This window comes from Streptomyces prasinopilosus (assembly GCF_001419695.1).
Taxonomy (GTDB): Bacteria; Actinomycetota; Actinomycetes; order Streptomycetales; family Streptomycetaceae; genus Streptomyces; species Streptomyces prasinopilosus.
Genome location: NZ_LIRG01000031.1, coordinates 1 through 20,929 on the forward strand (window position 1 = coordinate 1; position 20,929 = coordinate 20,929).

Sequence of the window (20,929 nt, forward strand, 5' to 3'; positions counted from 1 at the left end):
GTCCCGGCTCCGGTCCCGGACCCCGAGGCGGACCTGCGCACCCGCATCGCCGTCGCCAGGAAGGCCCTGGACGACCTGGAAGCCGTCCTCCCGCCCCTCCTCGTCACCCGTCCGCCCGACCCACCGGCCCTCACGCCCTCGCCCGCGCCGGACACGGCGCACCGGTAGCACCGCGCCCCCGCGCCACGGGCACGAACGCCGGCGGGCCCGCTCCGGTGTTCCGGAGCGGGCCCGCCGCACACCTCGGGGCGACGCCCCGGGACGACGGCTCAGGAGGTCGCGCCGCTGGGAGCGGGCGCCGCGTTCTTGACCGTCAGCGGGAGCAGCTTCCTGCCCGTCGGCCCGATCTGAATGCTGGTGTCCATCTGCGGCCATATACCGACAAGCCCAAATCCGCGCTACCGTCCTCCACATGGGGAAACGAACCAGGAGCCGCCGGGCGACCGACCGGCGGCAGTACGAAGTCGAAGCCGAGTGGACCGAGGCCGACTTAGCTCTCCTGGAGGAGCTGAAGAAGGCGGAGGCAGCCCTACCCGATGACGCACCGCGGGCCCTGCTGTCCGTTCGGCTGTCCGTCCTCACCGACGACACGACCTCACCGGTCCGCCAGGAACTCGACCTGCGCAGGCTGGCCCTGGACCGCGGCTGCCGAGTCGTCGGCGTGGCCAGCGACCTCAACGTGTCGGCCACGAAGGTCCCGCCGTGGAAGCGCAAGGAGCTCGGGGACTGGCTCAACAACCGGGCGCCGGAGTTCGACGAGATCCTCTTCTGGAAGCTGGACCGCTTCGTACGGCGGCTCACCGACCTCAGCACCATGATCGACTGGTGCCTGAAGTACGGGAAGAACCTCGTCTCCAAGAACGACTCGATCGACCTGACCACCACGGCCGGGAAGATCATGGTCACGATCATCGGTGGCATCGCCGAGATCGAGGCGGCCAACACGAGCACCCGCGTGGCGAGCCTCTGGAACTACACCAAGACACAGAGCGACTGGCTCGTGGGCAAGCCGACGTACGGGTACGAGACGGCGGAGGACGAGAACGGCAGGGTCGTACTCGCCATCGACGAGGACGCGTACCGGGCACTGCACTGGTGCCGCACCGCGGCCATGAGGGACAAGCCCGCTTCCGCCCGGCGCATGGTCAAGGTCCTCGTGCGAGCCGGACTCTGCGGACCGGGCCTGACCGCATCGACGCTGCTCCGTCGGCTCAGGAATCCGGCGCTCATGGGGTACCGCGTGGAAGAGGACAAGAACGGGGGCGTGCGCCGCTCGAAGATTGTCCTCGGCAACGACGCGAAGCCCATACGCGTGGCAGATCCGATCTTCACCGAGGACGAGTTCCAGAGGCTCCAGGAGGCCCTGGACCTTCGAGGGAAGAAGCAGCCCACCCGGCGTCCCGACGGCGCGACGAAGTTCCTCGGCGTGCTGATCTGCCATGACTGCGGCTCGAACATGACCGTGCAGCAGAACCACGTCAACGGGCGGTTCTACAAGTACCTGCGGTGCGGCAAGTGCAAGGGCGGAGGCCATGGCGCGCCGAACCCCGACGAGATCTACAGCAAGCTCGTCGAGGACGTCCTGAGGGTTCTCGGGGACGAGCCGGTCATGACGCGCGAGTACCGGCAGGGCGCCGAGGCCCGCAAGGAGCTGCAGCGTCTCGAGCAGTCCATCAGCTACTACATGACCGGCCTCGAGCCCGGAGGCCGCTTCACGAAGACACGGTTCACCAAGGAGCAGGCCGAGAAGACGCTGGACGACCTCATCAAGCAGTTGGAGACCATCGACCCGGAGTCGACGAAGGATCGATGGGTGGCCGTGCACAACGGCAAGACCTTCCGCACCCACTGGGAAGAGGGCGGCATGGAGGCCATGGCCGCCGATCTGCTCCGGGTCGGCGTGCAGTGCGTGGTCAAGCGGACCAAGGTGAAGGGCGTCCGCGCCCCGCGTATCCACATGAAGCTGAGGATCCCCAAGGACGTGCGGGACCGCCTGGTACTCAAGCAGGACGACTTCGCGGAAGCGTTCTGACGCGCCTCGGCCGACACACGAGGGCAGCCGTCTTCCCGAGACGTACGGGGAGGCGGCTGCCTCACGAGAACCACGCCACGGGGTCGAACGGTTCTTCCGTGCCGTCGTCGTCAACGATCACGATCTCGCTTTCGATCAGGCTCATGGCCCTGCCGTCGTCCGACCGAGCCACCGACGGCGAGCGTCGAGATTGCTGAGGGTCTCGTTCGGGCAGAGCGGTTATCGGCCCCACTCCCCCTCTTTCCTCGCTTCCGCGCTGAGTCGCCGGGACTCCGCGAGGTCTTCCGCGATGCCGGCCGCGATGAGGGCGGCCCCAGGGGTGTGTCCGGAGCCGACATACCGCCAGTGGGCATCCGTGACCGCTCCAGGGACATCGACGTGTCCCACGTGGTGGGCACGTTGCGCCCTGAGTGCTGCGAACGTCGTCGAGTAGGCGCGCGACTTGGTGAGGATGTGCCCCCGATAGCCGAGCGTGTGGGTCCAGGCGCGGAGGTGCAGCGGCCCGTACTCGGGGAGGCCACCGAGACGCCAGCAGGTGCGCATGAGAGCGCGGACGTGTTCGTTGACGGGTGCCGTGTGGATGTCGCCCCAGGTGGTGACCTTGTGGTCGATGCCGGCGCCTGTCTCGCTCGCTCCCTTGGTGACGTACTTGGCCACGTATGCGGCCACAGCGTCATCGTCGGGTCCTTCACCGTCTGCGCGCAGTGGCCGCGCGTCGACCTGGGCGCCCCAGCGCAGTACCGGCTCACCCACGGCCGGGCTGTACGGCGTGTGCAGCACCGTCCGTCGGGCGGAGGCGTGCACGGCGTCGATGAGCCGGTCCGCAGTGCCCCAGGCCGGCGGTTCGTCGTCGGGTCCGGATGGGCCGTCGAGACGGACGACGGCGTGAGCATGGACGGCTGCACGGCTCTGGTACTCGGCGATGCGCGCGAAGGACAGCCGAGCGTGTTCGCGGAATCGGGACTGGGGCAGGCCGACCGCCGACGCGAGTTGTCGCCGGACCGCGATGACGAAGCGATCCCAGAGCTTTCCCGCGTGCGCGTGCCAGAGCACATGCGTGGCGTAGTCGTAGCAGTCGGGGCAGAGCGGTTGTCCTACAGCAGGGTCCGCGAGGCCATGAACGACACGGCAGCCGACAAGTCGGCCGTGTTCGCAGACACCGCCGTCGCGGCGAGGACGGCACAGCTCACCGGCACGGTGGACCGGGCCGAAGGAGGGTGCCGTGAGGGTGATGAAGAGGCGAGGTCGGCGCCGGACTGCGGCAGGCACGTTCTTGCCGCCGATCAGGCCCGCGCGGACGAGGTGGAAGGTGTCGCCCGCGTGGAGGCGGGAGCAGGTCACGCAGACGGTTGCGCGGCGGTTGCGGCAGCGGACGAGGAGGCGTTCTCCTGGTTCGTCGCGGGTGTCGTAGTGGTGAAGGATCTCGCCGGTCGCACCGTCCAGAAGGGTGGTCGAGCCGGACAGGTGGACCGGATGTGAGCAGCCGCCCGTGGCGGTGACCTGCTCCAGCCAACGTGGGAACTTCGGGTCCTGAGCGAGGCGGATGGCGTCGCGATCTGCTTCGGGGAGCCGGCGCAGGCGCGCCGCGCGGTCGAGTGCGGCGCGCCTGCCAGCCGGAGTGGACTCCGTACTGATGGTGGTGACCTTCCGAAGTGAGCCGCCGGGGCGGCATGGCGGATGAGTGGTGGGGCGGCGTGGGTCATGGGGATCACCTCCGGTGGCCGGGTGGGGGTGCTCAGCGGATGGTTCCGGTTCCCCGGCAGACGCGGCACCGCCGCAGCCGTCCGGCCCAGGTCTTACGGGCTCCGTCGCCCTTGCAGTGGGGGCACCTCACGCGGGACATGGGCATGTCGTCGTGTCCTTTCTGCTCAGGTGTGGGAGAAGCCGTTGATCACCCAGGTGACGAGCCCGTGGATGGTGAAGAGCACCGGGGTCTGTCCGAGGTAGAGGCCGAAGAGGCCGACGCAGACCGCTTCCCAGGCCCGCACGTCACGGGAGCGGACGAGGAGGACGGTGATGATCCCGAAGATCACCGCGAACATGAACGCCGTACCTTCGCTGATCACTTGTCGTCTCCTTCCAGCGCGGCCAGGGCTCGGCCGAGGGCGGGCAGGTCAGGAGTCATGGCTGCGTGCTTCCGGGCCGTCGACACGGCCTCTTCGGTGGGCGTGAGGTGCGAGCGGGCACGGCTCCAGCCCCCATCCGGACCGGTGCACACGGCTACGCCCCGCTCCTCCGCCGTGATCGCTTGCGCGACGGCGACGGCGTCCTTGTTCAGATCACCCAAGGCCATTTCCGCCGTGCCCGGATCGTTGACCCGGTGGCAGATGCGTCCGCCGAGTTGGGCCCGCAGGGCGGTGACGCCGGGCCCGAGGTCCGAACCGACCCGTTGTCCGGCGACGACCAGGTGGATGCCGAGCGCGGCTCCGAGCTGAGCCAGACGGAGCAGGAGGGTGGAGCACTGCTCGGCCTCTGCCTTGCTCTCGCGGGTGCCGTCGGACAGGTACAGCTCCGCCAGCTCGTCGACGATCACGACGACCGGCACCGGCCGCAGCTTGTCCGGCAGCTCCCAGATGGAACGCACACCCGCTGTCCGGCAGGACCCCATCCGGTCCTGCATGTCGACCACCAGGGCGGACAGGACCGCAGCTGCTTCACGTCGGCAGGTGGCCAGAGCGCTCAGCCGCCCGGCGAAGAGGCCCAGTTCCATACCGCCTTTGCAGTCGATGCCGACCAGGGCGACGGGTTGCGGGGCGAGCTGTGTGATCAGCCGGGCGAGCAGGGTGGACTTGCCCGAGCGGGTGGCCCCGGCGATGAGCCAGTGCGGCACCAGGCGCAGGTTCATCACCCAGGCGCCGCCCGTCTCCAGCGCGCCGATGAGCGCTGACAGCAGCTCGGTGGGAGCCGACGCCAAGCCGGGCCGTTCCAGGGGATCGCTGGCCATCGCGGTCAGCAGCACGAGCCCACGTTCCGGCGAGGTCACGCGCACCGCGTGGACCTTCCACGCATGCACAAGCGCGTCGGCCGCCTTCATGTAGGTCGCCGGGCTCTGGCCCGCGTGCAGTCGCACCACCACCGTCAGCCCCATGCGGGTAGCGCGCGGGAACGAGATCCGCGGAGCCACCGGCCGTACCGGGTCGCCCTTGACCAGCAGATGCCCGACCAGAGTGCGTGCTGGCAGGCGGGACACCGATAAGTCGTTGAGCAAGGCGACCCGGCGCCAGGTGAACACCACCCGGCACGCGGTCACCGGGTAGCCGGCGACGTACCAGTGCCAGGCCGGGCGATGCCGACGTATGAGATCACCGACGACCAGGACCCAGGCCGCTGCGGCCAGGGCGAAGGCGAGCAGGGTCGGCCCCATCAAGCGCCACCACCCTTGCCGGGCGCGGCGGTGCCGTGCACGGGGGTGACGGCGTCCGCGCGGAAGCTGACGCCGTGCCTGTCCCCCATCGACCAGACGAAGGCGGTCAGGCCGGTGACCTTGACGATCTGGCCTTCCTCGATGCCTTTCGGCTCACCGCTGACGGCGATCTCGATGACGGAGATACGCCGCCGGTCCTGCCGCACGGTGACGGCCACCGTGTAGACCGGGTTGCCGTCCCGGTCCTTCTTCACCTCCTGGGTGTCGGGGTTGCTGAGCTTCGCTTCGGGCGCGATGGCACAGCGCAGTACGCCGAGCCTGGTTGTGTCCACGGGAATGGACTGCATGGGTGTTGGCCTCCTTGGCCAGTCGGGACGCCAGGGAGATTCTGACGTCACTTGTCCTTACGAGTTACGACTATGGAGTCCTGTACGGCAGGGGTGCAACTACTTATGCTGACGAGTGATGTCGCACGAGCGACGTGCCTACGACACCGCCCCGGAGAATCCGAGATGACGGAGATCCAGCGCCCCGGCGCCCTCTACCAGCAGGTGGCTGCCGCCATCCGCGAAACGATCCTGTCCGGTGAGTTCGCGCCGGATTCCCTGCTTCCGTCCGAGTCCCAGCTCATGACTCGTTACGGCGTCTCCCGCCCCACGGTCCGCAACGCGATCGCCGCACTGCGCGCGGAAGGGCTGATCGATGTGCGCCACGGCAAGGGCAGCTTTGTACGCGCCGGCGGACAGCCCGCGCTCATCATCGAGCGCCGTGTCAGCCGCACCGCCGACGACCAGTTCGTGATGCCCGATGGTGACGTCTGGGAAGAGGTCGAGGAACCGAGTACCTACCGCACGCAGACCACGAAGACCACGGGCAGTCTCCTCGGGCTGGACGAGGGGGAAGCGTTGTTCGGATGCGATCGGGTGCTCACCGACTCCGCAACCGGCGCCCGCGCGATGCACCGCGCCTTGATCCCGTTCGAGGTCGCCGAGAGTGTGCCGCCGCTCGCAGACGAGCCGTGCAAGCCCTCGGCAGTGATCTACCGTCTGCTCTCCCAGAGCGGCCACAAGCTCTGGTGGTCGGAGACGGTGCGTGCCCGACTGCCGTTGCCCGATGAACGAGCGACGCTCCGGTTGCCGGACGCGACCCCGGTTCTGCACTTGGCCCGGGTCGCGCACGGCGCCGACGATCGCCCGCTGCTCCTCGAAGAGCTCCGCGTCGGTGCGGACCGCGCCGAACTCGGCTACCGGATCACCGCCGACAAGCAACCCGCACGGCGCACCCGCACCTGATCGCCGACGGCCACGTGTCGAAATCTTCTTCTCTTCCTCAAGGGCGCGCCTGCGGCGCGCCGGGCCGCCCGGCCGCCCCGGCCGGGCGTGCGGCGTGAACGCCGGTCCCGGCCGATCGCCGGGCGCCCCAGGCCACAGTGCGCCAGAGGAACCGAAGCGTCGACCGGTCGTCGTGAGCCAGGACGGAGCGGGCTGGGGGTCGACGGCCTCCGAGACTTTAGGCAGCTCCCATGGGGCGAGCCTCGAAGAACAGGGGGCCGATCGGGCACAAACGCGGGCAGGGCCACTGCCTGCCCGATTCGCCGGGCCAGCGTACGGCCCCCTGTTCTCTCGCCCCATGGCAGCTACCGCCCAAAGTCGCTCCGGCCGGCGACTTGCCCACGTGCACCGCTCACCGGCGGAAAGACCCCTCACGCCGCACCGCCGTCGCCGTCCGCACCCGTTTCCAGGAGCCCGGCGAGCCGGTCCACGGTGTCCGGCCGCCCCACCATGCGCACGAGCCCGCACCCGTCCTCACTGGTCGAGGCCACGGCTCGCACAGCGGACAGCTCGAACCCGGCACACAGGAGCGCCCGGTTCAATCGGTCAGCCGATTCCCGAGCCTTCCGCCAGCCCGCGATGTAGTCGACGCCCGGCACCCACAATCCTGAGTCCAACTCGATGTCCAGGCCGTCACGCAGACCGTCCTCACCCGAGCCAGTCACCTTGTCCACCTCTGTCCTGATCTAGCTAACAGGCCATCAACTTCCTTGGACCAGGACCGAAATGCAGCACGACGGTCCCGGTACCATCAGGCACCGGGAACCGCCGCGTTCCCAGCCGGGCCACCCTTCGCTTTCCAGGGCTGATGGGGTGGCCCGGTCTCGGTATGGGGTTGTGTCGGACGCGACTCCTCAGCCGAGAGGGGAGCTCCAGAGGCTGGAGGAGTCGCGTCCTGGCCGGAGGGGGTCAGGCTCCGGCCGATGTCCGGGCTGTGCCGCTCACTCCCGATCGCGGAGGAGTGGCGAGGAGCGGCAGCCCGGAGATCATCGGAGCGGTTGGTGTCCGACTCCGTCGTCCAGATCGAACCGGCACCAGACCGTCTTGCCTCCGCCGTCCTTCGGCGCCCACCAGAGCGCCGCCGCCACCCGCTGGATGATCATCAAGCCTCGGCCGCTGTCGGGCAGGACCGCCTCCGCCAGCTCCCCGACCAGCTCCGGGGCCAATGCGTCGCTCATGGGAAGCAAGGGGGGTGTCGAGTCCTCGTCGGAGACGCCGATGAACAGCCACCGCGGGTAGAGCTTGAAGGTCACGTCGATGCGCCGACAGCCACCAGGGCGGGACAGATGGCGTTCCGGCACCACATGGTTCACCACGTTCCCGACCAGTTCCGAAATGGCCAGCCGAGCGTCATGCACGACGTCACCCGTGTCCAGGCCGCGCAGGAAGACGGACGCCGCGTCGCGCGCAATGCGTGCCGCACCGTCGCATTCGGCGAACAGCGTCAGCGCCAGGAAGTGCCCGCCAGCAGACAGGTCCGGCACCGCAAACCAGTGTGCGTACGCCTCCAACTCGCTCGCTACGTGCTCGGTCTTCCGGGCATCCATCGCGTCCCTTTCCGGGCCTTCCGCGACCCTCGTGGACTCGCTTGCTTCGCGGAAAGCCAGTACACGGCGCCATGCTCCTGACCGGGAGCGTTCACCAGGGGGTTCACGTGAACACGGGCAAACGCAAGGGGGTTCACGAATGAACCCCTAACGCGATACTGCTGTGACACGATGCACACTCGCCGTCATTCTCGGGTTGGCAGGGGAGCATGAGCCGAGAGCCGAACGCGCAGTTGATCGCAGTCATGGACGAGGCGAAGGTCTCGAACAAGGGTCTTGCGAAACGGATGAAGGACGCCGCCGCTCAGCGCGGCATCACTCTGGGAACCACACACGTATCCGTGCAGCGGTGGCGCGACGGAGCAGGTATCCAGCCCCAGACTGCGGCAATCATGGCCGACGTGCTCAGCTCGAAGCTGGGGCGCCGCGTCACCCCCGGTGATCTCGGGTTCTTCGACCATACGCAATCGACCCCGTCAGAACCGGTGGGCTATCCGAGCACCGTCCCCGACGTCCTGTCCATGCTGGACGGGCTCGCCCAGGAGCGCGCCGAGGCCGCGGTGACCGATCGCCTGGCCGTCGCCGATGCCGAACTGAGCGCCGCCGTCCTGTCATGGATGATCGCGCGCCCCGACGGTATCCAGGGGGACAGGCCCTCTCACCAACGTGTCGGTATGCGCGACGTACGGGCGCTCAGAGATGCGGCTGCCACGTTCATGCAGCTCGACTTCAAGTACGGCGGGGGCCACGGTCACCGAGCCTTACGCCACTACTTCCGCCACGAGGTTCTGCCGCTGCTCAGCGCCAGCTACAGCGAGAAGGTGGGCACCGCTCTCTTCAGCGCCGCCGCCGAGACCTCCCAGTTGCTCGCGTGGACGGCGTACGACGTCGGGAACCACCGCCTTGCCCACCGCTACCTCACCGCCACTCTGCGGCTGTCGCAGGTCATCGATGACCGCATGTTCGGTTCCCGCATCCTCGGCAACCTCAGCCACCAGGCCAACTACCTGGGAAACCACACCCAAGCCATCCAGCTTGCCCGCGCCGCCGTCGAGGGCGCGAAGGGCCGAGCCACACCACGAGCAATGGCCAACTACTGGGCCATGGAGGCCCGTGCCCTCTCCAACGCAGGCGACCGCTCCGGGGCCGGCCGCGCGATGAACGAGGCGGAACGCCACTTCGAGCGTGCCGACACCGCCGAGGACCCGGCATGGCTCAGCTACTTCGACGACGCCGAGCTCATGGGCGAGTTCTGCCACTGCTTCCGTGACCTCAAGATGCGCCGGGAAGCAGTCGAGCACGCACAGCGCGCCGTCGACAGCACCGACCCGATGTACGCCCGCACCCTGGGTTTCTGCCGCATGGTGCTCGCCCAGAGTCAACTACTGAACGGCGAGTTGGAGGCCGCCGTCACCACCGCAAGCCTGGCGGTCGACGGTGGCGATTCCCTTCAGTCCTCCCGCTTCCAGCGCTACGTGACCGACTTCCAGCAGGAGGTCAACGTGTACGCGGGGAACCCGGCCGTGGCCACCTTCAACGAGAAGGTGCGAGACGCCATGGCCCGGTTGGACGAAGAGGACGAGTAACAGCTACCACGGTCGCCAGTCACGCGGCGCATCGTCGTCCCGCAGCGCGGCGATGCGCCGACGGTACTCGGCCGCCGTCTTCTCGCTCTCCTGCACGTTCTGCATGAGCCACGTCGTCATGCCGAACTCCTGGAGCCGGCGAAGCGTGTCGTAGCCGTGCCAGTCGTACAGGTCCCGACCGTACGCCCGCGCGAAGTCCGCGTACTGCTCGTCGGTCTGCCACCCGAGGCTGTGATGCTCCACGGCCGTGACCATGAGGTCCCATTCAGGGTGATCGAAGCAGAAGGCTTCGAAGTCGATCAGGATCAAACGCCCCTGGGTGTCCACCATGAGGTTCTGCACGTGGGCATCACCGTGCACCGGGCCCTTGGGGGTCTCGAACCGCAGCTCCTCATACTGGGCCCGCAGCTCGTGCCAGCGCTTCCGCAGGAAGGTCCTGTCATCCTCCGGGATCACCGCCCGATCGATCCGCAGCTCTTGCTTGCCGAAGGGGTCGAACCGAGGCAGCTCCAGCCCGGCCGGCACCGTCATGGAATGCAGATCCCGCAGGATGCAACCCAGTTCCCCGTACGTAGCCTTCCGATCCCCCTCAACGATCAGATGCCAGAACGTCACCGGGTACCCGTCGATCAACAGCGGTTGATCCAGGTCCCCTACCAGGCGGGCGGCCGGAAACCCCTCCTCTTCCAACCATCGGGAGACAGCTACCTCAGTACGAACCTTGGGCAGCCACTCCTCTCCCCGGGCCACGCGCACGACCACTGGCGCTGAAGCCAGCCGAAACAGCGCATTCTCCCCCAGGCGGATCAGCTTCGCACCTCTGTCATCCATCCCCGCCACCCGGCACGCCGCACTCACCACCCGCGCAGCCCTTGCCGACGTGAACCCCTCTTCCAATCGAGCAGCGTCAACCGCCATGCCTGTACCAGCTCCCCTAGTCGCGCGCGATCAACCAGCGCACGTCCATGGGTGACCAACCCGACGTGCACCAGACACGCTTCTGACTGTACCCAGATACAAACGATTGAGACGAGAGAAAGCCATTAGGAGCAAACAAAGGCCGCCGACCCAAGATGGACTAAATGGCACACTTCACATAAAGCATCTTTAGGTGATCAGCCGAAAAATCCGCAACGTTTGATTAATTAGAGCAGCAAACCGGCTGCTCACGAAGCAAGGTCCGCCTCGGTAAGAACCCTTTCGAAAGGGAAGGTTTTTGCATTTTCGATTGCCGACTTAGCCGCTGCCACATCTCTCGTAAATGTGACGACAGCCAACGATTCAGCTGCGCGTGATACGCATACGTACAGAAGGCGCCTTGTTCGCTCCAGAACCGATTCTTTACCGGCAGCCAAGTTCTGCTTATCGGTATCCGAAAGCTCTTTAAACCCAAATAGCTTTTCGTACGAGTATAGACGGTAGTTTGCCTCTTCGTCATCCAGCACAACCACCACCTTGGAGAATTCTGCCCCTTTGGTGCCGTGTTGAGTTGAGTAAGGGGATTGTTGACGGAAGTACTTAAAATAGGCTGGAACTTCGCTCACGTCGCATGCCGAGAAGGAATCTAAGACCTCTTTCGTCTTCGAATTCAACACGACATCCGAATGGTCACCGTGTGGTTCAAGGTACGCGGAGAGCTGTGGGTCTGGAGCAATGAGCCGCGTGGTTGCAGCTAGCCTCAGAGCAGCGCCCACAGATCCGGGCCCAGCCTTTGCTACGGTCTTACGCAACCGCTCCGCAGCGTCACGCGCAATCACCAAACTCTTCTTTACATCCTGGTCTGGCATGTCGACGTTAAGCACACCTCCTTTCTCGCGGATAACAGAGATCACGGAGGGAGAGTCAACACTCTCAGCCATGCAAATAGGAAGAATTACTTGTTCAAACGGTCTGAGCGGCCAGGCGTCCCCCTCATCAAATGCCTCCTTCAAGCTCTTCGAGGGACCATCATGGAATGCAGCATAAAGGTGCTCGAATCCCATGCGCTTAGCAACCATACGGTGGACAATCATGAGGACTTTCGCGCCCTCACCCCTTTCAACCGAGTCCGCAAGCCAACTGCCGGCATTACTATGTTCTCCTAGCCAGGCTCGCACCTGATCCAGCCGCTTGCTTCGGTGATCATCTGCAGGAAGAACGAAGAAGAAACATTCCCCTTCTGCCTGTTTGCTCGCGGGGCGACCAGGCACTTGCACCAAGCCATCAGCCGCAGACCGCACCTGATTGATGACACTGAGCACCTTGTTTGAACTACGGAAGTTCTCTGGTTTCTGAATTTGCGCCCAGCCAGCCTCAGGAGTTATCGCGCCAACACCACGCTGATAAATCTGCTGCATAGGGTCTCCGAAGAAGCCCAAGCAGACGGAACCTCGCGCTTCGGAGCCTACACACTTCAACGCCTCGACGACATTAGGAAAAGTGTCCTGGCTTTCGTCAACGAAAATATAAGGGTGTTTGTTAGCTAGGATGCGTTGAAGGAGTCTGCTACTAAGAAGCAACTCAGGCACCATGGTGACAATATCCTCATGTCCGAGGATTCCTTTAGAGTAGTCACTTCCGACACCATAGACATAGCGACTAACCTCAGCATGCGACTGAAGCTGATTGCCGAGCTTTTCGAGGTCAGAGGCGTCCTTCTCGATAGTTGTCTTACGGGTGCGCGATGAATAATTTTTCTGTTTCTCTCTGATCTCTTCGATCGAACTCTCGATGCGGCGACGAACCCACTTCGATATGTCCTTCTGAAAAGGCTGGATCAGGGACCACAGAAAACTGTGAATAGTGGAGACTGCAACGAGAGGACTGTTTCCTACATCTGCATGAATCTCCTTCGCAGCTACCTCGGTATACGTGATGCAAGCAACCTGCTGAGTCCGGGCCCTGAGGCGTGCGCCGTGCTGCGTGACCACATGGTCCAGCGCCTTGACCAGAGAAGTTGTTTTACCTGAACCGGCACCAGCAACCATGACGAAGCATTCGAGCTGATCTCCGTCCAAGAGATCACGCAACTCGATATCGGCACGTGTGTCCGGCGCTGAGAGTCGTGATCTCATCGAACCCCCATCAAATCTGAGGCAGAAATCGTGGGCGCCGGCACCAGCCGGTCGCTAAGCCAAGTCAACCCATCAAAAATGTATTGTGGCGTTTTCCATGCAGCATCTTGCTCAGCGATGAGGCCGAGGGCGAACCTTGTTTTATCGAGGTTTCGGACCCGCTTAAAAATCGCCTCATGCAATTCTTCAAGCGTCAACTGGCTCGACTTGGCGACGTAAAGACCAATATCCCTCCTAGAGGGATCCTGCGTCCAGTTCAGGTTCTCAAGAGCGAAGGATTCCTCAAGAGTGCGCCCAGCTACCTCAGCCGTCTCATTTCCCCATGCAGCAGGGCGACGAGTCTGATAAGCAACCCTAATGTTTCCTTCTTCCTCGCCATCACCCTTTACCACCTTCTCGCTTTCTGGAAGGTCCAACAATTCATCAACCGATGCTAGCTTCGGGAACCAATGCTTGAGCGTCTCATTTGAGGTAATGGCACCTGCCAGAGTTGCCTTGCACGCTCGATTTCGTTCGACGTCCTTCTGTTGGCTTACCTTATCCTCAGATGGCTCGACACTATCTAGGTCTGTGATGGCCAGAGTTGTAATCTCCAGAAAATCAAGCAATTCCTGGAACTTATGCGCGAAAGCACCTCCAACTTCGAGGATGGTGAGGTGGCATGCCTTCAATTGAGGGAAGCGACGTTCAATGATGAGCGGCAGTAGCAGTCGTTCAACGTTTCCTTCGACCAGGATGGCCGCATCGGCGAAGAAAAGGTCGCAGTGGGTAAGTTTCAAGTACTGCTGAAGGAAATCGCGCGTCGCCTTCTCTTCCCCGTTGTAAAAGACTGAGAGATTCTTGACTTCACTGCGATGAAGCGCACCACCCCCCTTGTCTCGGCAAAAGTATCGGATCGGCTTAAAGCTGCTCTCATACAGGATGTGTGACGAGTGCGTGGTGACAACCATCTGCGTATGAAATCCAGGCTTCGCCTCAGGCAGTAGTTCGAAAACACGGCGAATGAACACCTGTTGGAGTTGGGCATGCAGGTGAGCTTCTGGCTCCTCAATCATGACGAGGTGTACTGGCGGGCGTTGGCCTTCTACATCTTCCCAAGCATGATGAAAGTCGAGAATCTCAACGGCCATATAGATCAGGTTTTTGAAGCCTAGGCCGTTATATTGATCCGGCAGGACCTGAGGCGAATCTAGGTTTTTACCGCCGTTGATGGAGGGGAGCGCGTAGTGGACACGGGCGCTTGTGCTCAGCATGTTCTGCACGTTAAACGAAGCCTTGACCACGAGCCCAGCATTCACCCCTCCGGGATAACCAAGATGCTCGATGCTCTTTAGGATGGAGCCGAATGCTTGCGCAAAGTGCTCATTGAGGGCAGATTCAGAATTGGCGATCGCACTTAGAGCCTCAAGGTCGGTCTCGAATTTTTGCAAGTTACGCTGATAGTACCTGCTGAGCCTCCTAGACAAATCCTCAGCCCGACCGTGCGATTCGGCGTCTGTGAGATGCCGCTGAGCGTTGAGGAAGTCAACCTTGATGAGTGCACTAACTTTCGCGCCGGCCCCAGAAGCACTCGATCCTAGAAAGAACGGATCATATCCTTTGATGGGGTTAAGGTCGGCATCGCACTGCCGCTCATCGAGCACGTAGTACTTGATTTCATATTCACTTGTGAGTCGTTTACTCAGATAGTCCATGAGGTCCATGGGCCATGGTTTATAGGCGGCGTTTGAGTTACCTTGGGGTAGTTTCCTTTCACCGCATGCTTGCTGGTAGTTCACCACCAATGAGGAGGGGTCCTTCGGGGCATAGATCATACGCAAGCCCACCGGTTCCCCGTTCCAATCGAGTCCCGGCAGCAGGTCTAGCACACGGTGCACATTATCGTCGTCCACCTCGAACCAGAGATCAAAGTAAATCTTCGGCAGCTCCAAGCCGGCGTTACCGTTCACAGGGTCGAAGTTACTGAACTCTTCCCAACAGTCCGCAGCGAAGTCGTAAATCTGAAAGCGAACCTTCGGGTCTAGGAACCGCTGGAAAACGTGAGTCGCCGATGTCTTGCCGCTATTATTTGCCCCGACAAAAATAGTCGTCTTTTTATCGAGGTCCACTCGAACGTTCTTCAAGCGGCGAAAGTTCTGAACTCGAAACGATTTGATGTGCACTGAACCCCTCGACATCTTCTCAGTTTTTAGGGCACATGTTCCACCGCGCATTGACTGGCGTACGCGGCGATGAGTCCTGAACGATGCCCCCTCACGAACGATTCGCTCAAGCGTTCGGTAAGCCGCTGGATGCAACTCCGGTCGGCCTTCGCATGTCCTCTCCCCAAGGACAGCGCCACCCAGGCTATCCGGCTGGAAGCCAGTGTGGCTGCCGATTCACTGACAAACCATTCTTTCGTAAGCGCCAGTAGTTGAGCTCAGGGGTTAGGCAGCGACCCTTGACGGCGTTTTCCCGCCTGCTTGGCCGGAACTATCCGGTGCCCTCCGTTTGCTGGGTCGAAGGAGGCATCGTTGCTGAGTCTTACTTGGACACACGCGACCTGTTGCTCGTCCTCAAGGGGCCGACAGCTAGTGCCGCATCAGGCAACGTTCGCCCTGTTCACGACATCGCTCGGCGTTCCTTCAGCTCAGCAAGCCAAGTCCGTACCTGTTCGTCGTCGTGCAGGTAGCCGTCGCTCTCGCCCGCGGGAAGATCGATTCCGTAGAGGAGGTTCAGCGCCCACCAGGACAGGTCGTACCAGACGATCCCGTCCTCCACCACCCACCTCACCGCCCAGTGGTCGGCCTCGTCCCGGGACAGCCGACTCGCGACAAGCTCAACGAAGCGATCTTCGATCTCATCAAGAGTTGGCCGGCCGCTGGCATCCATGCCCTGACCGTACGGGCAGGGCAAACGTTGCTTGATGCGGCACTAGGTAGCGCGCAGCGCGTTGAGAAGCAGCTGGAGCTCCGTAGAGAGACGCTCCCGCGGTTGTTGGCAACTCTCGTCAGCGCCGGCAAGCCCGGTGGCTATCACTTCAGACCAGTAGTTGCTACCACCACAACTGTCGTTGTGTCACGGACTCGACCTGAGCGGGAGCGCCTACAGGCGAGCGTGCAGGTCACGCCGCAGGCCCAGGTGCCCGATGTATGCGGTGCTACGAAGCAAGACGTCATCCATGACACGAACGAGTTCCTTGCTGCCGATGCGTGCGGCAATGCGCACCTCGTGGACCAGCAGTGTCGCGGAAGCTAGGTCAACGAGGTCAGAAGCCATAGCCGCTGCTTCTGCATCCGAAGCAGGACCATCCGCGAAGACGGTGATGTCCTCGTAGTTCGCCTTAACTCGGAGCCGGTAAAGGTAGTCGGCCACTGTGACTGGCCGGACCCGTTGCTCCGCAGCAGCGCGTTCCACCGCCGTGAGATTCACCGACCTAGGCTCAGAGCTGCGGGCCTTCTTGCCCAACTCAGTTCGTGTCTTGCAGTCCGCGAGCCATGCCTTGCGTCGATCTGAAAGCTTTCGCTCCCGAGCTTTCCTGAGCCTGTCCTCAGTCAACGCAGCACGAGTGGTACGCAGTGCCTTGGCCGCGATGTCCCAGGCTTGATCACCCTGCCATGCCGTCCACGGATGGAGGCTCACGTCCAGACGACGGCCCGGTCCGCCGAGGAAACCGTCGGCATCTGATTCCTTTACAGTGGGGTGAGCGGCAGCAAGGCTCCATGGAGCCAGCTTCGCCGTCCTATAGGCCCATAGGTCCACAAACTGGCGCTTGGTTTGCTCGTGCTGCTTAGGACGCTCGTGGCCTTCAGCCACTAGTAGAGCTTGGGCGGCGTTGTACAGGACGTAGTACGTCTGAACGGCGCCCCAGCCGTTGGCCAGCCGTACGATCTCGGAGTCCTCCGCGAGTGAATGGGTTGCCTCCAGCAGGGAGGCCGTGGTCCAAGCGCGGCGCAGGCAACTTGTCACCTGGTCACGGTCAGCACCACAAGGTACCCGCGAGGACTTGTAGAGCTGATCCGCTGCCAAGGAATGAAGCCGCGTGGTCGCGGCCTCAAGCCCCGTCCAGCTTCCCCCGAGAGCAAGCTCACGGAACGCTCGAACGTAGGAGGCATGCGTACGGAAGCTTCGTGTCTGCTCGCTGTCCGGTTGCGGGACGGCGATTTTGATCATGCCGCATTATCGCGGAACATCGCGCCCAGCGTCACCTAGGTTCGATGAAAAATGCTTTCCCACGCGCGATCCCCGAGCGCATCCACCAGGCGTCGGGTTCGCCAGAGACACCATGGAGCCCTTCCCCGTTCGAAAGGGCTCCATGGTGTTCCCAACAACTTCTACGGTGTCGTGGAGCCTCGGACCCACTCCACCTCCGAGTCGATACCCAAGTCACCTGCGGGGCCCGGCAGAGGTGTGTGAGGTCCCACAGTCCGCACCGGTTGCCGGAAGCTACGCCAGCCAAGAGCAGTCAGGGTAGCGGCCACCTCGTCCTCACTCGCCCCCGCCAGAGCCTCAATCACCCGATCGAGTGCCTCGCTCACGTCAGTGAGAGTGACCGCTGGGGGCCGGTCCACTGTTCTTGACCGTGAGAGGCAGCAGCTTCTTCCCGGTCGGTCCGATTTGTATGGCCGTGTCCATCTGCGGGCACACCCCGCAGTCGAAGCACGGGGTCCAGCGGCAGTCCTCGACCTCCGTCTCGTCGAGGGCGTCCTGCCAGTCCTCCCAGAGCCAGTCCTTGTCGAGACCGGAGTCGAGGTGGTCCCAGGGGAGGACCTCCTCGTAGGAGCGTTCGCGGGTGGTGTACCAGTCGACGTCCACGCCGAACTCCGCCAGGGCCTTGTCGGCGCAGCCCATCCAGCGGTCGTAGGAGAAGTGCTCGCGCCAGCCGTCGAAGCGTCCGCCGTCCTCGTAGACCGCGCGGATGACCGCGCCGACGCGGCGGTCGCCGCGGGAGAGCAGGCCCTCGACGATGCCGGGCTTGCCGTCGTGGTAGCGGAAGCCGATGGAGCGGCCGTACTTCTTGTCGCCGCGGATCTTGTCGCGCAGCTTGGTCAGGCGGGCGTCCGTCTCCTCGGCCGACAGCTGCGGGGCCCACTGGAAGGGGGTGTGCGGCTTGGGGACGAAGCCGCCGATCGAGACCGTGCAGCGGATGTCGCCCGAGCCGGAGACCTCGCGGCCCTTCTGGATGACGTTCATCGCCATGTCGGCGATCTGGAGGACGTCGTCGTCGGTCTCGGTGGGCAGGCCGCACATGAAGTAGAGCTTTACCTGCCGCCAGCCGTTGCCGTAGGCGGTGGCGACGGTCCTGATCAGGTCGTCCTCGGAGACCATCTTGTTGATGACCTTGCGCATGCGCTCCGAGCCGCCCTCGGGGGCGAAGGTGAGTCCGGAGCGGCGGCCGTTGCGGGTCAGCTCGTTGGCCAGGTCGACGTTGAAGGCGTCGACGCGGGTGGAGGGGAGGGAGAGGCCGACCTTGTCCTCCTCGTAGCGGTCGGCGAGACCCTTGGCGATGTCGCCGATCTCCGAGTGGTCGGCGGAGGAGAGGGAGAGGAGGCCGACCTCCTCGAAGCCGGTGGCCTTCAGGCCCTTCTCGACCATGTCGCCGATGCCGGTGATGGAGCGCTCGCGCACCGGGCGGGTGATCATGCCGGCCTGGCAGAAGCGGCAGCCGCGGGTGCAGCCGCGGAAGATCTCCACCGACATGCGCTCGTGGACCGTCTCGGCGAGCGGGACGAGGGGCTGCTTGGGGTAGGGCCACTCGTCGAGGTCCATGACCGTGTGCTTGGAGACGCGCCACGGCACGCCCGACTTGTTCGGCACGACGCGGGCGATGCGGCCGTCGGGGAGGTACTCGACGTCGTAGAAGCCCGGGACGTAGACCCCGCCGGTCTTCGCCAGGCGGAAGAGGAGTTCCTCGCGGCCGCCGGGGCGGCCCTCCTGCTTCCAGGCGCGGACGATCCGGGTGACCTCGAGGACGGCCTGCTCGCCGTCGCCGATGACGGCGCAGTCGATGAAGTCGGCGATCGGCTCGGGGTTGAACGCGGCGTGGCCGCCGGCCATGACGATCGGGTCGTCCGGGCCGCGGTCCCTGGCCTCCAGCGGGATGCCGGCCAGGTCCAGGGCGGTGAGCATGTTGGTGTAGCCGAGCTCGGTGGAGAAGCTCAGGCCGAACACGTCGAAGGCCTTGACCGGGCGGTGGCCGTCGACCGTGAACTGGGGGACCCGGTGCTCGCGCATCAGTTCCTCCAGGTCCGGCCAGACGCTGTAGGTGCGCTCGGCGAGGACGCCGTCCTGTTCGTTGAGCACCTCGTAGAGGATCATGACGCCCTGGTTGGGCAGTCCGACCTCGTACGCGTCGGGGTACATGAGGGCCCAGCGGACGTCACAGCTGTCCCAAGGCTTGACCGTGGAGTTGAGCTCTCCGCCGACGTACTGGATCGGCTTCTGCACGTGCGGGAGCAGGGCTTCGAGCTGCGGAAACACAGACTCAGCGGCCTCGGCGGCTTCGGCAGGCATCTCGGGAACCTTCGTGTGCGGACTGGGGGTCCCCCCGGCCGGGGCTGGGGGGTGGGGTGACCATCCAGCCTAACCCGGCCGGGAAGGTCCCCCCGCACACCGGCTTCGGGCGCGGACGGCGTCAGAGGGCGGTGCCCTTCCTGACGGACGTCCAGGTTGCCGGGAGGTCCGTCTCGACGATCTCCGCGCGGCGTTCCTCGTGCCCGTGGAGCAGGCCGTAGGTGAAGGCGCTCTCCCCCGCCGCGTGGGCGACGGCGGACAGTTCGCGCAGGGTCCGGCGGGCCATGACGCTGTCCTGGTGGTCGCCGAGCAGGCTCTGCAGCTTCTTCATGTTCTTGACCAGGTCCTCGGCGGGGGCCCCGAGGGCGGGACCGGCGGCCTCGGCGGCGTAGCGGGCGCGCTTGGTCTTCTTGCGGGCCTCGTGCAGGACGACGTCGCGCTCGTGGCCGGGCGGGAGGTCCAGGGCCTGGGCGACGAGGCCGGACACCTTGCCGAAGTCCTTGCGCAGGGCCTTGGTGAGGGTCTTGGCCGGTTTGGCCGCGGCCTTCTTCCGCAGCGGCGGGTCGGCCAGCAGGGCGTCGAGGGTGTCGAGCAGGGTGAGGTAGCGGCGGGAGTCGAGGACGGCGGTGACCTCGCTGTGGGCTCCGCTGTGCCCGGCCTCGGCCCAGGCCGTCAGCCGTTGGCGGACGGGGCCGTGGACGAGGGTGTCGGGCAGTTCGTCCAGGTCCGACAGCAGGCGTTCGGCGAGTACTTCCTGGTCGCGCTCCAGACCGAGTTCGGCGGCCAGCCACTTCAGGTCGACGGCGATCGGGTCGGTGACCTCCCGGTCCAGGACCGGCCGGAAGGAGCGGAAGGTGCTGCGCAGGCGGCGGGTGGCGACCCTCATGCGGTGCACGGAGTCGGGTACGCCCTGGCGTACGGCGGGGTCGAGTTCGACGAGCGCGTCCCGCTGGGCGCGGACGTAGGCGAGGACGTGGTCGCCGGCGGTGACGGGCTTCCCCACCGGGCGGCTGCGGCGCTTCCGCTTCGGGGCGGCGGCCGGGGCGACCGCGGGCGCGGGGGCGGCCTCGGGCGCGGTCGCGGCGGATTCCGTCTCGGCGAGGGCCCGGGCCAGTTTGGAGGGCGAGTCCGAGGGGCGCAGGCCCGCCTTGCGGAGCTTCTTGTCGACCTTGTCGAGGAAGGCGGGGTCGGTGCCGTCGGCGAGTTCGACCTCGATCTCGGTCCACCGGGCGGTGCCGCCGGTGAGGCGTTCGGCGTGCACGGCGTCGACGCTGATCTCGGCGAGGAGCCGGCCGGTGCCGTCGAGGAGGTGGCGCACGTCCCGGTCGGAGCGCAGCCGGACCACGGGGTTCAGTTCGGCGTCGCGGACGCGGGAGCGGACGAGCCGGGCGAGGTGTTCCGGGAGGGTGTCGGAGAGCGGGGCGCGGATCTCGTCGCGCACTCCGGGGGCCACGGGGAACTTCAGGTGCCACCCGGCGTCGGAGCCGCCGGTGCGCCTGCGGAGGGTGAGGGAGGCGGCGGCGA

At 64.8% G+C, this 20,929-nt stretch carries 16 protein-coding genes; 3 read left to right on the forward strand and 13 right to left on the reverse strand.

Annotation, left to right across the window (positions count from 1 at the left end):
* Nucleotides 1–412 precede the first annotated feature (412 nt).
* Complete coding sequence (locus AOK18_RS01990; protein WP_055693121.1) at nt 413–2,032, forward strand: recombinase family protein; 1,620 nt, start codon at nt 413–415, stop codon at nt 2,030–2,032.
* A 219-nt stretch (nt 2,033–2,251) separates the two neighbouring features.
* On the opposite strand, the gene AOK18_RS01995 is transcribed toward AOK18_RS01990, so the two are convergent.
* The 4 genes from AOK18_RS01995 to AOK18_RS02010 all read right to left on the reverse strand — a co-directional run bounded on the left by AOK18_RS01995 (nt 2,252) and on the right by AOK18_RS02010 (nt 5,743).
* A complete protein-coding gene (locus AOK18_RS01995) occupies nt 2,252–3,610 on the reverse strand; it encodes a replication initiator (protein ID WP_055693122.1) in 1,359 nt (452 codons plus the stop codon).
* A 290-nt stretch (nt 3,611–3,900) separates the two neighbouring features.
* Nucleotides 3,901–4,098, reverse strand: coding sequence for a hypothetical protein (locus AOK18_RS02000; RefSeq protein WP_055693123.1), 198 nt, complete (start codon nt 4,096–4,098; stop codon nt 3,901–3,903).
* A complete protein-coding gene (locus AOK18_RS02005) occupies nt 4,095–5,396 on the reverse strand; it encodes an FtsK/SpoIIIE domain-containing protein (protein ID WP_055693124.1) in 1,302 nt (433 codons plus the stop codon). Before AOK18_RS02005 ends, AOK18_RS02000 begins: the two co-directional genes overlap by 4 nt.
* Nucleotides 5,396–5,743 (reverse strand): SCO3933 family regulatory protein, encoded by a 348-nt coding sequence (locus AOK18_RS02010; protein WP_055693125.1) that lies wholly within the window; start codon nt 5,741–5,743, stop codon nt 5,396–5,398. The genes AOK18_RS02005 and AOK18_RS02010 overlap by 1 nt, the downstream gene beginning before the upstream one ends.
* A 165-nt stretch (nt 5,744–5,908) precedes the next feature.
* Here AOK18_RS02010 and AOK18_RS02015 point away from each other — a divergent pair, with 165 nt between their 5' ends.
* Nucleotides 5,909–6,688: a GntR family transcriptional regulator gene (locus tag AOK18_RS02015; RefSeq protein WP_055693126.1), complete on the forward strand. Its 780-nt coding sequence runs from the start codon at nt 5,909–5,911 to the stop codon at nt 6,686–6,688.
* A gap of 410 nt (nt 6,689–7,098) precedes the next feature.
* Here AOK18_RS02015 and AOK18_RS02020 read toward each other — a convergent pair whose 3' ends face one another.
* A complete protein-coding gene (locus tag AOK18_RS02020; RefSeq protein WP_079104805.1) occupies nt 7,099–7,392 on the reverse strand; it encodes a hypothetical protein in 294 nt (97 codons plus the stop codon).
* A gap of 321 nt (nt 7,393–7,713) precedes the next feature.
* Entirely contained in the window at nt 7,714–8,274 is a 561-nt protein-coding gene (locus AOK18_RS02025; protein ID WP_055693128.1) for an ATP-binding protein, read from the reverse strand.
* A 209-nt stretch (nt 8,275–8,483) separates the two neighbouring features.
* On the opposite strand from AOK18_RS02025, the gene AOK18_RS02030 reads away from it, so the two are divergent.
* Complete coding sequence (locus AOK18_RS02030) at nt 8,484–9,860, forward strand: NsdA family TPR-like regulatory protein (protein WP_055693129.1); 1,377 nt, start codon at nt 8,484–8,486, stop codon at nt 9,858–9,860.
* Between the two features lie 3 nt (nt 9,861–9,863).
* Here AOK18_RS02030 and AOK18_RS02035 read toward each other — a convergent pair whose 3' ends face one another.
* The 7 genes from AOK18_RS02035 to AOK18_RS02055 form a co-directional block, all read right to left on the reverse strand.
* Entirely contained in the window at nt 9,864–10,778 is a 915-nt protein-coding gene (locus tag AOK18_RS02035) for a phosphotransferase enzyme family protein (protein ID WP_055693130.1), read from the reverse strand.
* A 248-nt stretch (nt 10,779–11,026) separates the two neighbouring features.
* The gene (locus AOK18_RS30180) at nt 11,027–12,856 is read right to left on the reverse strand and encodes a UvrD-helicase domain-containing protein (RefSeq protein ID WP_157864997.1); all 1,830 of its coding nucleotides are present in this window, start codon (nt 12,854–12,856) and stop codon (nt 11,027–11,029) included.
* 53 nt (nt 12,857–12,909) lie between these two features.
* Nucleotides 12,910–15,075 carry an ATP-dependent nuclease gene (locus AOK18_RS30185; RefSeq protein ID WP_157864998.1) on the reverse strand — a complete coding sequence of 722 codons (2,166 nt, stop codon included), beginning with the start codon at nt 15,073–15,075 and terminating at the stop codon, nt 12,910–12,912.
* Nucleotides 15,076–15,514: 439 nt separating this feature from the next.
* Complete coding sequence (locus tag AOK18_RS02040; RefSeq protein WP_055693131.1) at nt 15,515–15,784, reverse strand: hypothetical protein; 270 nt, start codon at nt 15,782–15,784, stop codon at nt 15,515–15,517.
* Nucleotides 15,785–15,997: 213 nt separating this feature from the next.
* A complete protein-coding gene (locus AOK18_RS32785; protein ID WP_157864999.1) occupies nt 15,998–17,065 on the reverse strand; it encodes a hypothetical protein in 1,068 nt (355 codons plus the stop codon).
* Between the two features lie 366 nt (nt 17,066–17,431).
* Nucleotides 17,432–19,405 carry a TIGR03960 family B12-binding radical SAM protein gene (locus tag AOK18_RS02050; RefSeq protein WP_055693133.1) on the reverse strand — a complete coding sequence of 658 codons (1,974 nt, stop codon included), beginning with the start codon at nt 19,403–19,405 and terminating at the stop codon, nt 17,432–17,434.
* A 121-nt stretch (nt 19,406–19,526) separates the two neighbouring features.
* Nucleotides 19,527–20,929: CYTH and CHAD domain-containing protein (locus AOK18_RS02055; protein WP_055693134.1), on the reverse strand; the 1,403-nt coding region annotated here is incomplete at its 5' end.